This is a genomic window from Paenibacillus sp. tmac-D7 (assembly GCF_006519665.1).
GTDB classification, from domain to species: domain Bacteria; phylum Bacillota; class Bacilli; order Paenibacillales; family NBRC-103111; genus Paenibacillus_G; species Paenibacillus_G validus.
In genome coordinates, this window is record NZ_VIDW01000020.1 from 80,688 (window position 1) to 95,608 (window position 14,921).

General features: G+C 48.4%; 15 protein-coding genes. 12 read left to right on the forward strand and 3 right to left on the reverse strand.

Features of this window, described 5'->3' with window-relative positions:
* Nucleotides 1-31 precede the first annotated feature (31 nt).
* Both FKP33_RS15230 and FKP33_RS15235 read right to left on the reverse strand, forming a co-directional pair.
* Nucleotides 32-250, reverse strand: a complete 219-nt coding sequence (locus FKP33_RS15230; protein ID WP_141335632.1) for a hypothetical protein — start codon at nt 248-250, stop codon at nt 32-34.
* A 45-nt stretch (nt 251-295) separates the two neighbouring features.
* Complete coding sequence (locus FKP33_RS15235; protein ID WP_127604750.1) at nt 296-1,504, reverse strand: MFS transporter; 1,209 nt, start codon at nt 1,502-1,504, stop codon at nt 296-298.
* Nucleotides 1,505-1,858: 354 nt separating this feature from the next.
* Here FKP33_RS15235 and rpoD point away from each other — a divergent pair, with 354 nt between their 5' ends.
* From rpoD to FKP33_RS15295, 12 genes are all read left to right on the forward strand, one after another.
* A complete protein-coding gene (rpoD, locus tag FKP33_RS15240; protein WP_127604748.1) occupies nt 1,859-2,977 on the forward strand; it encodes an RNA polymerase sigma factor RpoD in 1,119 nt (372 codons plus the stop codon).
* A gap of 48 nt (nt 2,978-3,025) precedes the next feature.
* The gene (locus FKP33_RS15245) at nt 3,026-3,250 is read left to right on the forward strand and encodes a hypothetical protein (RefSeq protein WP_230876074.1); all 225 of its coding nucleotides are present in this window, start codon (nt 3,026-3,028) and stop codon (nt 3,248-3,250) included.
* A 24-nt stretch (nt 3,251-3,274) separates the two neighbouring features.
* Nucleotides 3,275-3,601, forward strand: a complete 327-nt coding sequence (locus tag FKP33_RS15250) for a YnfA family protein (protein ID WP_054796374.1) — start codon at nt 3,275-3,277, stop codon at nt 3,599-3,601.
* Nucleotides 3,602-3,940: 339 nt separating this feature from the next.
* Nucleotides 3,941-4,972, forward strand: coding sequence for a Gfo/Idh/MocA family protein (locus FKP33_RS15255; RefSeq protein WP_127604746.1), 1,032 nt, complete (start codon nt 3,941-3,943; stop codon nt 4,970-4,972).
* 130 nt (nt 4,973-5,102) lie between these two features.
* Complete coding sequence (locus FKP33_RS15260; RefSeq protein ID WP_141335633.1) at nt 5,103-5,918, forward strand: sugar phosphate isomerase/epimerase family protein; 816 nt, start codon at nt 5,103-5,105, stop codon at nt 5,916-5,918.
* Between the two features lie 28 nt (nt 5,919-5,946).
* Nucleotides 5,947-7,131: a substrate-binding domain-containing protein gene (locus FKP33_RS15265; protein WP_127604742.1), complete on the forward strand. Its 1,185-nt coding sequence runs from the start codon at nt 5,947-5,949 to the stop codon at nt 7,129-7,131.
* A gap of 34 nt (nt 7,132-7,165) precedes the next feature.
* Nucleotides 7,166-8,329, forward strand: coding sequence for a levoglucosan dehydrogenase (locus FKP33_RS15270; RefSeq protein WP_054799207.1), 1,164 nt, complete (start codon nt 7,166-7,168; stop codon nt 8,327-8,329).
* Nucleotides 8,330-8,414: 85 nt separating this feature from the next.
* Nucleotides 8,415-9,908 carry a sugar ABC transporter ATP-binding protein gene (locus FKP33_RS15275; RefSeq protein ID WP_127604740.1) on the forward strand — a complete coding sequence of 498 codons (1,494 nt, stop codon included), beginning with the start codon at nt 8,415-8,417 and terminating at the stop codon, nt 9,906-9,908.
* Complete coding sequence (locus FKP33_RS15280) at nt 9,889-10,857, forward strand: ABC transporter permease (protein ID WP_054796372.1); 969 nt, start codon at nt 9,889-9,891, stop codon at nt 10,855-10,857. Before FKP33_RS15275 ends, FKP33_RS15280 begins: the two co-directional genes overlap by 20 nt.
* A 16-nt stretch (nt 10,858-10,873) precedes the next feature.
* Nucleotides 10,874-11,668, forward strand: coding sequence for a Gfo/Idh/MocA family protein (locus tag FKP33_RS15285; protein ID WP_141335634.1), 795 nt, complete (start codon nt 10,874-10,876; stop codon nt 11,666-11,668).
* Nucleotides 11,665-13,056 carry a methyl-accepting chemotaxis protein gene (locus FKP33_RS15290; RefSeq protein WP_141335635.1) on the forward strand — a complete coding sequence of 464 codons (1,392 nt, stop codon included), beginning with the start codon at nt 11,665-11,667 and terminating at the stop codon, nt 13,054-13,056. Before FKP33_RS15285 ends, FKP33_RS15290 begins: the two co-directional genes overlap by 4 nt.
* 255 nt (nt 13,057-13,311) lie before the next feature.
* On the forward strand, nt 13,312-14,481 hold the full coding sequence (locus FKP33_RS15295; RefSeq protein ID WP_164751714.1) for an ROK family protein: 1,170 nt from the start codon (nt 13,312-13,314) through the stop codon (nt 14,479-14,481).
* 164 nt (nt 14,482-14,645) lie between these two features.
* Here the strand turns inward: FKP33_RS15295 and FKP33_RS27210 are convergent, their stop codons facing one another.
* Complete coding sequence (locus tag FKP33_RS27210; RefSeq protein ID WP_181410161.1) at nt 14,646-14,831, reverse strand: hypothetical protein; 186 nt, start codon at nt 14,829-14,831, stop codon at nt 14,646-14,648.
* Between the last annotated feature and the right edge of the window lie 90 nt (nt 14,832-14,921).

Sequence of the window (14,921 nt, forward strand, 5' to 3'; positions counted from 1 at the left end):
GAGGTTTCGTGTTTATCAAACACGGGACCTTTTAGCGCTTGAATCGCCTCAAGGCTTCGGCAAATCGGCGTATGCCCTCGCGTATGCTGCCGGCTTCCGTACGGCTGTAAGTAAACCTCATAAAGTTTCGGCTGGAACCGAGCGTCGTACCGGGGGCGAAAATAACCCCGTTCCGGATCGATTCCTTGAACAGCGCGTTCTCATCCCATTCCCCGTTTGGTTTGCACCAAAGCTCTGCAAGGAAAGGCATCGGCGGCCAAGTAACCCATATAAAACAGCGAAAAACCTTGAGCGATCAAGGTTTTTCGCTTTGGAAGAACGCGATGTCGTTTCTTTCGCGTGAACGCATCTGCGGTTTATGATGCAGCCCGTAATAGATGACGATCGTTAGCGCGACGATCAAACCGCCTATAAGATACATGGTGCGATAGTTCGTATGGGCGGCGATAACCCCCAAAATATAAGAGCCGGAGGCATATCCCGTATCGAAGAAGACAAAGTATGTACCCGTGGCGAGTCCGCTGCGGTGAGCCGGCGAAGATTGGATGGCAATGGTCTGAAAACTTGGGAGCAGCGCGCCGAAGCCTAGGCCGATGATGCCGGCGGTGAGCAAAAAGATGAAAGCGGAATGCGCTTGACTTAACCCGATCATGCCGCCGACGAACAAAACAAGCCCCGGATAAACCAATACATGCGCGCCCAATCGATCGAACAGCTTGCCGGTAAACGGTCGGGAAATTAAGATGATGGCCGCAAATACCATAAAGAAATAGCTGGCGTACTGCGGTAATCCGAGTTCCTTGGCGTAGACGGAAATAAAGGTGGAAATTGCCCCGTAGGAAAAAGCCAATACGCTTGCGGCGATTGAAATGGGAATGGCCCGGCGTTCGATGAACCGGTTCCAGCTCCAGGGGATCCCCGCAAGTTTGACCGTGACGCGCTCGGGAATACGGGTCATCATGCCGCATACGAACGAGAGCACGGAGGCCGCTATGCATAGTCCGAAGAGTACGGTAAAGTCATAGCTTGACATTACGGTTATGCCGAGGAACGGCCCGACGACCATAGCCAGGCTCATAAATAGCCCGAAATATCCGATGCCTTCTCCTTTGCGCTCTGCGGGTACCGTATCCACCGCAATGGCGGAAAAGGCCGTTGCGGCTATGCCGAACCCGACGCCATGCACGATGCGCAGCAGCAGCAGCATGCTCATACTGCTTACCGACAAATAAAGGATGCAGCAAACGGTATAGAGGACGAGTGAAAGAAAGAGCAGCTTCTTCCGATCCCATTCATCCAGCCATTTCCCCGTTAAAGGCCGGAAAATAACCGCAGCTATAACAAAAACCGTAGTGACAAGACCTATTTCTTGTTGTCCCCCGCCCAAGCTCTCAAGGACGAACGTCGGGAGCGTAACTGCATACACGTAGAAGGTCATAAAAATAAAAAAACTGCTGAAGCAGATTGCTAAAAAATTGAGGTTCCATAACGCTTGTTTCTGCATGTCTTGTTCGCTTCTTTCCTTGTTTTGTTCAAACGCCGGCGCCGGCGTAATAAGCTTGAAACCGCAGGGTCAGGCCTTGGATTAGTTTTCTGCCTATGCGCTAATGATGAAACCTGGCGATTCGTCGTTTCGCATACGTTCACTCCTTTTATATCGCATGTATAATATTATCATAACAATTATATGCATGACAACTATTTATCAGTGAAGCATGGCAGGGCCCGCACGCCGCCAAGGAAAAAAGATATTGACAAAATAAATAATTTGTGATATATTAATAAGTTGCTCGTTGACAATTTAATCAAGAGTGTGATACATATAAAGATGACTTACTTGGGAGGGGGCCGTTGGACGATGGAGAACGATCACCGTGCTGGATCAGAGACAGAACTTACGCTTGAACAGGTGAAGGAGCAGTTAATCCTTCAGGGCCAACAACATTCTTCATTAACTTATAAAGCCATTATGGAAAAGCTCGCCCCATTTGATCAGGAACCGGAACAAATTGACGAGTTTTTCGAGCAGCTTTTTGAGCTTGGTATTCAGATCGGCAACGATACGGATGACGGGCTCTCTGTAAGGTCTAACGTTCAGGAGCATGACGAGATGCAGGCTGACGATGACCTGTCGCTGCCGCCGGGCCTTAAAACCAATGACCCTGTACGCATGTATTTGAAAGAAATCGGACGCGTGGGGCTCCTTTCGGCAGAGGATGAGGTCGGCTTAGCGAAAAGGATCGAACAGGGCGATGAAGAAGCGAAACGGAGATTGGCCGAGGCGAACCTGCGTCTTGTCGTCAGCATTGCCAGACGCTATGTCGGACGAGGCATGATGTTTCTCGATTTAATTCAGGAAGGCAATATGGGACTCATGAAGGCGGTCGAGAAGTTCGATTATTCGAAGGGGTACAAATTCAGCACGTATGCGACCTGGTGGATTCGTCAGGCGATTACCCGCGCTATCGCCGATCAGGCCCGGACCATCCGCATCCCGGTGCATATGGTTGAGACCATCAACAAGTTTATCCGCATCTCCAGGCAGCTGCTGCAAGACCTCGGGCGGGAGCCTTCGCCGGAAGAAGTTGCGAAGGAGATGGACCTGACGACGGAAAAAGTACGGGAAATTATTAAAATCGCGCAGGAGCCGGTTTCGCTCGAAACACCGATCGGAGAAGAGAACGATTCCAGCTTGAGCGATTTTATCGAGGATCAGGAAGCGCTGCTGCCGGCTGACGCCGCAGCTTACGAGCTGCTGAAAGAGCAGTTGTCGGACGTATTGGATACACTCACGGAGCGCGAGGAGAACGTACTGCGCCTTCGTTTCGGACTCGCTGACGGACGCACGCGTACGCTTGAGGAAGTGGGCCAAGTGTTCGGCGTTACCCGAGAGCGTATTCGCCAGATCGAAGCGAAAGCGCTGCGCAAGTTGAGACACCCGAGCCGCAGCAAGCTTCTGAAAGATTTTCTGGAATAAGACTGGAACAGGTACGGGAATAAAATATACATGAAGGATGGTGGCGGTATGGAATCGGGATTCATCATTCGTTGCCTGCAATGCGGCGAAGAGTATAAGGTAACGCCCGGGCGGCGTTACTACCGCAACGAACAAATTGTTTTTGGTACAGACAATTACGGTGCAGACCAAATATCCTGCGAATGCGGGAATGCTCTCGAGGAAGTCAGCAAGTTTGAGGGGGGCGATTACGAAGGCGAGTTTATCGTGGAGTGGCGCGACATCTCAAAATAAAATATCCAGAAGGAGATGGCCCGGATGTTTGTTGCCATTCTGTTGTTCGTCATAGCCGGGGTTGCGGAGATCGGCGGGGGCTATCTGGTTTGGCTGTGGCTAAGAGAGTCCAAGCCTGTTTGGTACGGAGTAGTGGGAAGCCTTGTGTTAATTGCCTACGGCGTTATCCCCACTCTGCAGATGTTTCCGAGCTTTGGCCGGGTGTATGCAGCCTACGGCGGGGTGTTTGTTGTTCTCGCCGTCTTGTGGGGCTGGGTCGTAGATAAGAAGGCGCCGGATCATTACGACTGGATTGGAGCGGCCGTTTGCGTTGCGGGTGTGTGCATCATGTTGTGGGCACCCAGAAACTGAATGTCGAGGCAGAACCATGGCGGCAGGAGGGAGAAATCCCGGCAGGGCCCGCCGCACCGAAATCGGAGCTTTGCGCCTGATTAGCGTGGACCGCTCCCCGGCTGCCGCCGTTGGAGCCGGGCTTGTAAGCTGCAATATCGGAGGAAAGGGTAACCTCCAGAACCAGGGTCACTTGGTTCTGGAGGTTTTTCGTTTGCAAATTATGAATAAACGGTGAATTTTCCCGCTTGTAGAACCTGGATTTCCTTTATAAAAACATACTTTTAATATTGACAGTTAAAAGTATATCAAATATAGTTTTAAGTATAGTTTACAAAATAAAAAGAAAAGGGTGAATATATGCTAAAAGTTGGTGTGATCGGCTGCGGGGCAATTGCGCAAAGACGTCATTTGCCGGAGTACAGCAAAAGAAGCGATGTAGAAATCGTAGCCGTTTGTGATTTTAACCTGGAACGAGCTAAAGAAGTAGCTCAAACCTTCGGAGCGAAATTTGCGTTCCAAACGCATCAGGAGTTATTGGCATGCGAAGAGATTGAGGCTGTATCGGTATGTGCTCCCAACTTTCTTCATGCGTCCATTACGCTGGATGCGATTCATGCAGGGAAGCATGTACTTTGTGAAAAGCCGATGGCTACCAGCTTGGAAGAGGCGAAGAGTATGGTGGACGCTGCTTCTGAGAAGGGCGTTAAATTAATGATTGGCCACAGCCAGCGTTTTATGCCGGTACATCTCAAAGCGAAAGAAATACTGGATGAAGGAAAATTGGGGAAGGTATTAAGCTTTCAGACGACCTTCGGTCATTCGGGTCCGGAAAACTGGAGCGTGGATGGCAGCAAAAGCTGGTTTTTTAACCAGGATGAAGCCTTCGCCGGTGTGCTGGGAGACTTAGGAGTTCATAAAGCGGATCTGATTCGTTGGCTGTTGAACGATGAAGTCAGTGAAGTCAGCGCCATGTATGGAACCTTGCATAAAAATACGAATGTCGACGATCATGCGGTGATTACGATCAAAACGCACAAAGGTGCAATCGGGACATTGACAGCGAGCTGGACCTATTATCCTAATGAAAATAACTCCACGATCATTTATTGTGAGAAGGGAACTTTGAAAATAGGTACGGATGACAAGTTCGGCTTGATTGTCGAGCATCTGAACAAGCATCGTGAGTTGTATGAAATGGATAAAATGCAGACGAACGAAGCCGGCGGACAAACCGATTCAGGCATCATCGATCACTTCGTGGAAGGGATTTTGAGCGGACAGGGACATTCGGTTACAGGAATCGATGGCTACAAGGCGCTTGAAATCGTACTGGCAGGCATACATGCTGCGAATGAAAAGAAAAATATTTCGTTGATTGCAACAATCTAAGTTTTTTCAACTAGAAATAAAATGTTTTTAGACTTACTTTTAACATTGACAGTTAAAAGGTATTGGAATATAGTTAATTTGAACGATATGTAAGCGATTAATTTACATCTGAATATAAGGAGGCCTCGATATGAAGTTGGGTTACCAGACGAATACATGGGGCGGAGTCGTTGGGCATCCGGCCGGCGTAACCTCAGTGAAGGATCTTTATTATTTAGCGAATGGGTCTACCGAGCAAGCGATTCAAGATATCGCTGCGGCAGGATACAAAGGGATTGAACTTTTTGACGGGAATTTGATGCAGTATGCAGACCGGCCCGAGGCGTTTACGGACTTGCTTAAGCGCTATGACTTAACCTTAATCGGCGTTTACACCGGAGCCAATTTTATTTATAAGGATATCCAGGACGATGAGTTTCACAAAATCGAGAAGGTTGCCGAATTCGCATCCCAATGCGGCGCGCAGCATCTTGTTATCGGAGGCGGAGCTATTCGCGCTGCGGGAATTTTGGATTCCGATTATACGGAACTGGCGCAATCGCTGGATCGTGCCGCGGCTATTGCGGTCAAATACAATTTGATTCCAAGCTATCATCCGCATCTCGGTACGATTGTGCAAGGACCGGATCAACTGGATCGAATTATGGAGCTTACTTCCATTAATCTGTGTCCGGACACGGCGCATATCGAAGCGGGCGGCGGCGACCCTGTGGCTACGGTGAAGAAATATATGGATCGGATCCTCTATATCCATTTCAAAGATTATGCGAACGGCGCTTTCTTGCCGTTAGGAGAAGGTCATCAGAACTTTGCTGAAATGGTAACCGCTTTACGCAAGAACAACTACAGCGGTTGGATCACGGTCGAGCTGGATAGCTATGAGGATCCTTTAAAGGGTGCCCAAATCAGCAAGAAGTTTATTCAGGATCAATTAAATATAAATTAAGCAAAAAGTTGAAGGGGGTCATTTCATCATGAAGAAAGCGCTTTCCACATTATCGGTACTGACCTTGGCATTCAGCTTAGTATTAGCGGGTTGTGGAACTGGCGGCAATGGAAACGCCGGCGAAGCCTCGGGAAAAGCAGAGACGCCTGCCGCTGCGCCGGCCAATGAGCAAACGGGTCCGCTGACAATTAACCAAAGCCTTCCGAACAAAGAAATTTTAAGTAAAGGTCCTAACGGTGAGAACGCTGTATCCGCCAAAACGCTGCAGTTGACTCCTGAAGAATTGGCCAAAATCAAGCAAGGAAATTATAAAGCTGCACTTGCTATGCACTATGCCGGTAACGACTGGTCGACTGCACAAATTAAAGGACTGAAAGAAACCTTTGCCAAAATGGGTATCGAAGTGATCGCAACGACAGATGCTAACTTCAAATCGGAGAAACAAGTATCCGACATTGAAACGATCTTGTCCAAAAAGCCGAATATCATTGTCAGTATCCCGGTAGATCCTGTATCTACGGCCGCTGCTTATAAAAAAGCCGCTGCTGAGGGCGTGAAATTGGTATTCATGGATAATAAACCGAACGGCTTGGAGCACGGTAAAGATTATGTCAGCGTCGTATCCGCCGATAACTACGGCAATGGCGTAGAAGCGGCTCATGTGATGGCGAAGGCGATTGGGGAGCAAGGGGATATCGGCGTTATTTTCCACGATGCGGACTTCTTTGTAACGAAACAAAGAACGGATGCATTTGAAAAAACAATCAAAGAGAATTATCCGAACATCAAGATCGTGGAGCGCGGCGGTATTGCAGGACCGAACGACGGCGAGAAAGTTGCTTCCGCTATGTTGACGAAGCATCCGAATCTTAAAGGGATCTTCGTAGTATGGGATGTGCCTGCAGAAGGAGCGCTTGCCGCTGCCCGTTCAGCCGGTAGAAACGATCTGGCTATTACGACGATTGACCTGGGCACGAATGTCGCGCTCGATATTGCCCAAGGCGGGATGATTAAAGGTCTCGGCGCGCAGCTGCCTTACGACCAAGGTGTCGCGGAAGCTATTCTGGCCGCTTATGCGCTGCTTGGCAAAGAAACGCCTCCATATGTAGCGGTGCCTGCGCTTCAAGTAACGAAAGAAAATATCCTGGATTCCTGGAAAACGGTATATCAAGTTGACGCTCCGAACACCATTCAAAACGCTGCTAAGAAATAATGAAATCATTCTTATATAAAGAGGAGAGAAAACAATGCGTAAATTAAATGTAGCTATGATCGGCGGAGGTTTCATGGGGAAGGCGCACTCGTTGGCTTATGCGGGAATGCCTATGTTTTTCTGGCCGGCTCCGGCTCTTCCTCAACGTAAGACGGTCGTGGATATCAACGACGAATTAGCGAAAGCAGCAGCAGATCGTTACGGATTTGAATCCTACTCTTCGGATTGGAGACGTGTTGTCGAGGATCCGGAGATTGACATTATCGATATCGTTACCCCGAACAACTCTCATGCGGAGATTGCGATTGCGGCTGCCAAAGCCGGCAAACATATCATCTGCGAAAAACCGCTTGCCAGAACTGGAGAAGAATCGAAACGGATGCTGGATGCGGTCACTGAAGCCGGCGTTAAGCATATGGTCGCTTTCAACTATCGTCGTACTCCTGCCGTGGCATTGGCCAAGAAGTATATCGAAGAAGGCGCTATCGGGAAAGTCCTCAATTTCCGCGGAACCTATCTGCAGGATTGGTCGGCGGATCCGGCCTCGCCGCTCTCCTGGAGATTCCGGAAGGATATTGCCGGCTCCGGAGCGCTGGGCGATATCGGCACGCACGTTATTGACTTTGCCCGTTACTTGGTTGGCGAAATTACTGAGGTTATGGGTGTGGCGAGTACCTTCATTAAAGAGCGTCCGATTCAATCCGGTTCTGTAGATAAATTGGGAACGGTGAAGGCAAGCGGCGACGTGAAGAAAGAAGCGGTAGACGTTGACGATGAAGTGAGCACCTTGCTTCGTTTTGAGAACGGCGCCGTGGGCAGCATAGAAGCTACGCGCAACGCATGGGGACGCAACAACTTCTTGACCTTCGAGATTCACGGCGAAACGGGTTCCATTTATTTCAACTATGAGCGTCGTGACGAGCTGCAGGTTTGCTTCTCTAACGATCCGAGCGACAGACGCGGCTTTAGAACGATTTATACCGGGCCTAATCATCCGTACGGCGAAGCGTTGTGGCCGATTCCCGCACTAGGCATTGGCTACACCGAAACCAAAATTATCGAAGCGCATGATTTTATTTCGGCTATTGTGAACGATACGGACGTTTCACCGAATTTCTACGACGGCTATCGAATTGCTGTCATTTCCGATGCGATTATTGAGTCTGCCAACAGCGAAAAATGGGTTAAAACGATCTAAGATCAAGAACTGCGAATGCGAATAAAGTGATTTTCTAACGGGGCGGAGTGCCGTCCCGTTAGAATCCTTGCAAAGGGGACTTCTTATGGAAACGCCATTTTTGGAAATGCGAGATATCTCCAAATCATTTAACGGAATCAAAGTTCTCGATAACGTCCATTTCGAATTAAAAAAGGGAGAAGTTCATGCCCTGATGGGCGGCAACGGTGCGGGTAAATCGACTTTGATGAAAATTTTGACGGGCGTTTATGAACTGGATGCCGGACAAATTTATATAAACGGTTCTGAAGTGCAGATCAAGACGCCGACCGATGCGGAAAAGAATGGCGTATCGATGATTTTTCAAGAGTTCAGTCTGATTCCTACATTAACGGTAGCCCAAAATATATTTTTGAGCCGGGAACCGAAAACAGCGATGGGGTTCATCGACGATAAAAAATGCGTGAAACTGACCAAGCAGCTGCTCGAAGAGCTGGATGTCGATATTAAACCGAATGACGTCGTAGCCGACTTGGGAGTCGGGTATTGGCAAATGACCGAAATTGCGAAAGCGCTGTCGAAAGAAACGAAAATATTGATTATGGATGAGCCCACATCCTCATTAACGAAGCGGGAAACGGAAGTGCTGTTTGAATTTATCGGACGATTGAAGCAAAAAGGAATTTCGATTATTTATATTTCGCACCGCATGGATGAAATTTTTCAAATTTGCGACCGAATTACGATCATGGGTGACGGACGTCACATCATCACGGCGGAAACAAGCCAATTGGATATGGACAGCGTGATTCAGCACATCGCCGGTAAAAACTTGGAAAAATTCGAATGGAAAGAACGAAAAGGCAAGTCTAACGAAACCGTTATTCTTCAAGTGGATAATTTGCAAACAAACAACCGGGTGAACGGTGTCAATTTCAAATTGAAGCACGGGGAAGTTTTGGGGATCGCGGGTTTAATGGGAAGCGGACGAACCGAAACGATGCGGGCGTTGTTTGGGATCGATCCGGTGACCGGCGGAGACATCTATATAAAAGGCCAGAAAACCGTAATCCGGTCGCCGCAAGACGCTATCCGCAGCGGACTTGCATTGGTGCCTGAGGACCGAAGAGTTCAGGGATTGATCCTGGATCTTCAAGTGAAAGATAACATTCTGCTGCCGTCCCTCTCGAAGATTACCAACGTCCTTGTCAATGACAAAAAAGGAAATGAAATTTCCGAGGAATGGGTCAAAAAACTGAACATTAAAACAGACTCCATTAACAAAACATCGCGGTTATTATCCGGCGGTAACCAGCAAAAAATCGTGTTTGCCAAATGGCTGGCCAATTCGCCCGATATCATTATGTTAGATGAACCGACCATCGGGATCGATATCCGGGCTAAAGTCGAGATTATCGATATGGTACGCGATTTGGCCGATGAAGGAAAGAGCATCTTGCTTATTTCCTCGGAAATGACAGAGCTTCTGGCTGTCAGCGACCGAATACTCGTCTTTCATGACGGGAAAGTAGTTAAGGAATTTATGCGTGAGGACATCAAATCAGAGGAGGATTTGCAGCATGCAATCCAAGGCTTCTAGTGGAGTTTCATTGCTTAGGCAGTTTAATTGGAGACAATATATCGTTTATTTGGCCTTCATCGGCGTATTAATTTATTTCTCTGTGACTTTGAGCGATGAAGGATTTTTGACAACGAACAATATTTTAAACATTGTGCGCCAAACCGCGATCATTTCGATTATGGGCGTGGCGATGACCTTCGTCATCAGTACAGCTGAAATCGATTTGTCCGTCGGTTCCATCGCGGCGCTTTCCTCTCTAACGTCGGCCATGGCGCTGGAAGCGGGCTTCGGCATGATCGGAGCGATCGTTGCCGGTTTGGGCACAGGCTTCCTGATCGGGCTCATTAACGGATTGCTGGTGACGAAGGTCATCATCCCTTCCTTCCTCGTGACTCTAGGCATGATGGGCGTGACGAAGGGATTGGCGATGTGGGTGACCAATACGGCGCCGGTTCCGATTATTGACAAAACGTTTGTTTATATTTTCGGCTCCGGCGATGTCGGCGGTATTCCGGTCTTATTATTCTGGACGGTCATAGCGGTAGTGCTCGGGCACGTTGTTCTGCGGAAAACCGCATTTGGGCGAAGGACGCTGGCAACCGGGGGCAATCAAAGCGCCGCGAGATTTTCCGGTGTTAACGTAACGAAAACGAAATTGTATGTATTGATCGGCTCCGGCGTGATGGCTGGGCTTGCCGGGATGCTGTATGCGGGACGGATGCACTCCGGACGGTACACCTTCGGCGAGGGAGATGAATTGTCCGTTATCGCTGCCGTTATTTTGGGAGGCACCAGTTTGTTCGGAGGTGTCGGTACGGTCATCGGGACCGTCATCGGATCGCTGATGATCGGAACGATTAATAACGGATTGATTATTATGGGATTGGATGTCAGCCAGCAAATGATCGTGAAAGGACTCATCATCATACTCGCGGTGGCGTTCGGGCGAAAAGCTGTCGCCAAGTGATGGGAAGGGATTTGCTATGGGAAACCTACGAGCGGCGATATTGGGAGCGGGGTTTATCGGGCAAGCCCATATTGAAGCGATAAGGCGGCTTGGCTTTGTCGATGTGGTTGCAGTCGCACAGAATGGCCAAGAGAAGGCTGAAGAAGCTGCCAGATCGCTGAACGTTCCTAAAGCTTACGGGAACTATATGGACCTGCTGCAGGATAAGGATATCGATGTGATTCATAATTGTACGCCTAATTACCTGCATTATGAGACCAGTAAGCAGATCTTATTGCACGGGAAACACCTGCTCTCCGAGAAGCCATTAACGTTGACGAGCGAAGAAGCGAAAGAATTGTACCATTTGGCCAAAGGGAAAGATCTCGTAACCGGAATCAACTTTAACTACCGGCAATTCCCTATGGTTCAGCATCTGCGCGGTATGGTAAGGGAACATGATTTGGGCAATATCCGAATTGTCCGAGGCCATTATTTACAAGACTGGTTGTTGTACCAAACCGATTATAACTGGCGCATAGAACCCGAGTATGGCGGACGCACGCGTGTCATCGGCGATATCGGCTCCCATTTGTTCGACCTTGCACAATACGTGACAGGGGCGAGAATTACGGAGGTTCTGGCTGATACATCGATCGTTTACCCTATACGCTATAAACCGTTAAAGGGGCAGCAGACGTTTCAAGCAAGCGAACAGAAAGAGACAGAGCCCGTTGAAATCAAAACCGAAGATTACTGCTCGGTATTGGTCAAATTCGACAACGGATCGAGGGGCGTATTTACCGTTTCCCAAGTATCGGCAGGAAATTGAAGCTGGAATCGGGCAATGTGTTGATTCGGGAGTCTTCCGGTCAAGTCGTAGCAAGCACAGACCCGTCGTTTACCGATCAGGTTGCTTCGCTTAAGCTGGACGAAGCGGAGGGGCAATTCAGCATTAAGGCAAACGGGATGGAAGCTTTAGTCGTTTACAAGGTGTCCGATGTGACGAACTGGTCCTTAATCGGCTTTATTCCGAAGCAGTTTTTGTACGCCGAAGCTAATTATATTTTCCGTATCACCGTCCTGTGCGCAATCTCGGCCGCTCTGCTGGCTGTTGTCATCGGTTATTTAATTGTAAGAAGAGTCGGCAGACCGTTAATCCAAATTCGCGATTTAATGCAAACAGGAGCAAAAGGGAATTTAACCGTAAAGTCGGATCACAGAAGTAAAGACGAGATCGGCCAGTTGGGAAACAGCTTCAACGAAATGATTGAGAAAATCACATCGCTTATTAGCGATACAAGCGTTCTTGCAGGCAAAGTTCTTCATACGGCCAATGAGATCGTCTCCGGATCGGACAAAACTTCGACTTCCGCCAAAGAGATTGCGATGGCTACGGAAAGTATCGCCTCAGGAGCCGGAACACTGGCCGAGGAAGCGATGCGCAGCAATGAAATCACGCAAAACACCCAGCTGCAGCTGTTGTCGGTGGCGGAGAGCAATTCGGAAATTTCGGCATCCGCATCTGAAGTCATGCTGATAAGTAATGAAGGCATTCATCATATGAGCAACCTCATGACGGATACTTACACAGCCGAAGATACTTTGCGTACAATGGCCGACAAAATGGGACGGCTGCAAGAAAGTACCGGATCCATCGAAAAAATCATCCAGGTGATGGAGCAAATCAATAACCAAACCAATATTTTGTCATTGAACGCAGCCATTGAAGCCAGCAGGGTCGGCGCAGCAGGTAAAGGATTTATGGTGGTTGCCCAAGAAATGCGAAGCCTTGCCAGCCAATCGAGGGAATCGATCCAGGTCGTCTCCGGGATCATCCATGCGATTCAGGAGGAGATTACAGGAACGGTCTCCTCGTTCTTGGAATCGCGGCAGATTTATTCCGCTCAAGTGAATGCCGTCAAGGAAGCGAATGCGATATTTCAGAGCGTGCACGATTCGATGGAGCATGTCATCAGCAAATTAGGCGACAGCACGTTATTGATTCAGCAATTGAAGGAATCGCAAACCGCCCTTGGCGAATCGATCGGCAACGTTAGCGCGGTATCCCAGCAAGCGTCCGCCGTGTCCGAAGAGGTTGCCTCTCAGAGCAGCGAGCAGTTGAAAATCAGCCGTGAGCTTGTTGGGCTGTCGACGCAGCTCAAGCAGTTGTCGGATGCGCTGAAGGAAACCTTATCCAAGTTCAAAATAAGTGAATAGGATGCATGCTGACGGGGCTATCCTAAAAGTTTAAACAGACTTCCGGGATAGCCCCTCGTGTTTAAGTATGGAAATAGAAAATGATTTACTATTAGATGGAGGGCCTTTATATTAGATTAGGATACAACCGTCCAAACCAACGCTTGTTACAACCTGCAAGTGTTGTTTTGTATTTAGAAATATGAAAGTGGTGAAATAACGTTGCTTTCCATGACTGCAAATGTTCTCCAGATCATAAGAAGAGCTAAGGATCCGATGGCCAAAACGGATGTAGCAGCCGTATCCGGGCTATCCTTATCCGCTGTATCAGACCATATCGAACGTTTGCTCAAAGAAAATTTAATACAAGTTTCCAATATAGGAAATTCAAGCGGCGGCAGAAAGCCGAGGCTGTATACGTTAAATAAAGACGTCGGTTATATCATTTCGGTCGAATTAGGAACGTCCAGTGTCCAAGTGGCACTAACGGATTTTGACTGTAATATTTTATGTTATGATCGTTCGCCGGTTAACCTGAGCGAAGGTCCGGAGACCGTATTAACGTATATTTATAAAATGGTAGAACAATTGATGCTCGAACATCATATCAGTAAGAGCACGGTATTAGGGATCGGCATCGGAATTCCCGGCCCCGTCGAATTTGCTTCCGGCCTGCCGATTTCACCGCCGATTATGCCGGGATGGGACCGCTATCCGATCCGGGAGTTCTGGTCTCAATATTTTGATTGCCCCTGTTATGTCGATAACGATGTAAACATTATGGCCTTAGGGGAACATGCCAAGGGATTAAACTTCGAAATAGACAATTTAATTTATATTAAAATCGGGACGGGTATCGGCGCAGGGATCATCTACGACGGCAAACTGTATCGCGGCTCCAGCGGCAGCGCCGGGGATATCGGCCATTTTGATGTCGGTGCGGATGTCAACTGTTGGTGTGGCAATACAGGCTGTCTAGAGGCGGTTGCAGGCGGGAAGGCGATTGCCTCGAAGGCGAAGGAGCTGGCATTGGCCGGGAGAAGCGATTTCTTGCTTGATATCGTAGAGGAAAAAGGAGGGCTAACGCTTAAAGACATAGGCCTGGGCATTCAAAGACTGGATTCCTTATCGGTGGAGTTAATTCGCGATAGCGGTGCTTTAATAGGGCGAGTCCTCGCATCTCTCGTTAATTATTCCAATCCTTCATTAATCTCGATTGGCGGCGGCGTATCCGAATTTGGCGATATTGTATTGGCAGCTATAAGACAAGGGATTTATCAGAGATCCCTGCCGCTCGCAACCCGTAATTTAATCATTAATAAATCGATTCTTGGACGAAAGGCCGGATTGATTGGCGGAGCTTTTATGACCATAGATCAATTGATCATCAATTCTACGGATGACAATGCGCATACGTTTTTTGAACCGAAAGCCAAGCTTCAATAACCGTTAAACCACGGGATCCTTCGTTATTTGCAATGAATAGCCTTGGAGACTCCACTTGTCCTGTGAGCGGGCCTGAGTGGGGAGTCCTCGGGGCTTTTTCGTTGTGGCTGCCGTAAGGCAAGGAATGATTTTGGACTTGCAAACCCATATCAAAATGTGGTACATTACGATTCCGGCTGTTGATAGAGCAGCGGATGCAACCTGAGTTGAAAGCTTCTGAGCATGGCGGATATCCCCCTTGAATGGAAGAACAAAAACGCAGTTGCCAAATCGAATCGGATGTGGTACATTACGATTCCGGCTGTTTGATAGAGCAGCGGATGCAGCCCGAGTTGAAAGCTTCTAAGCATGGCGGATATACCCCTTGAATGGAAGAACAAAACGCAGTTGCCAAATCGAATCGGATGTGGTACATTACGATTCGGCCGTTGAAACAAACA

What these genes read in the sequence shown, in the direction of transcription:
- FKP33_RS15260 (WP_141335633.1), top strand. Translation starts at nt 5,103, where the DNA reads ATGAAGTTGGGTTACCAGACGAATACATGGGGCGGAGTCGTTGGGCAT.
- FKP33_RS15250 (WP_054796374.1), top strand. Translation starts at nt 3,275, where the DNA reads ATGTTTGTTGCCATTCTGTTGTTCGTCATAGCCGGGGTTGCGGAGATC.
- FKP33_RS15285 (WP_141335634.1), top strand. Translation starts at nt 10,874, where the DNA reads ATGGGAAACCTACGAGCGGCGATATTGGGAGCGGGGTTTATCGGGCAA.
- FKP33_RS15270 (WP_054799207.1), top strand. Translation starts at nt 7,166, where the DNA reads ATGCGTAAATTAAATGTAGCTATGATCGGCGGAGGTTTCATGGGGAAG.
- FKP33_RS15265 (WP_127604742.1), top strand. Translation starts at nt 5,947, where the DNA reads ATGAAGAAAGCGCTTTCCACATTATCGGTACTGACCTTGGCATTCAGC.
- FKP33_RS15275 (WP_127604740.1), top strand. Translation starts at nt 8,415, where the DNA reads ATGGAAACGCCATTTTTGGAAATGCGAGATATCTCCAAATCATTTAAC.
- FKP33_RS15280 (WP_054796372.1), top strand. Translation starts at nt 9,889, where the DNA reads ATGCAATCCAAGGCTTCTAGTGGAGTTTCATTGCTTAGGCAGTTTAAT.
- FKP33_RS15235 (WP_127604750.1), bottom strand. Translation starts at nt 1,504, where the DNA reads ATGCAGAAACAAGCGTTATGGAACCTCAATTTTTTAGCAATCTGCTTC.
- FKP33_RS15245 (WP_230876074.1), top strand. Translation starts at nt 3,026, where the DNA reads ATGGAATCGGGATTCATCATTCGTTGCCTGCAATGCGGCGAAGAGTAT.
- FKP33_RS15295 (WP_164751714.1), top strand. Translation starts at nt 13,312, where the DNA reads ATGGCCAAAACGGATGTAGCAGCCGTATCCGGGCTATCCTTATCCGCT.
- FKP33_RS27210 (WP_181410161.1), bottom strand. Translation starts at nt 14,831, where the DNA reads ATGCTTAGAAGCTTTCAACTCGGGCTGCATCCGCTGCTCTATCAAACA.
- FKP33_RS15230 (WP_141335632.1), bottom strand. Translation starts at nt 250, where the DNA reads ATGCCTTTCCTTGCAGAGCTTTGGTGCAAACCAAACGGGGAATGGGAT.
- FKP33_RS15255 (WP_127604746.1), top strand. Translation starts at nt 3,941, where the DNA reads ATGCTAAAAGTTGGTGTGATCGGCTGCGGGGCAATTGCGCAAAGACGT.
- rpoD (WP_127604748.1), top strand. Translation starts at nt 1,859, where the DNA reads ATGGAGAACGATCACCGTGCTGGATCAGAGACAGAACTTACGCTTGAA.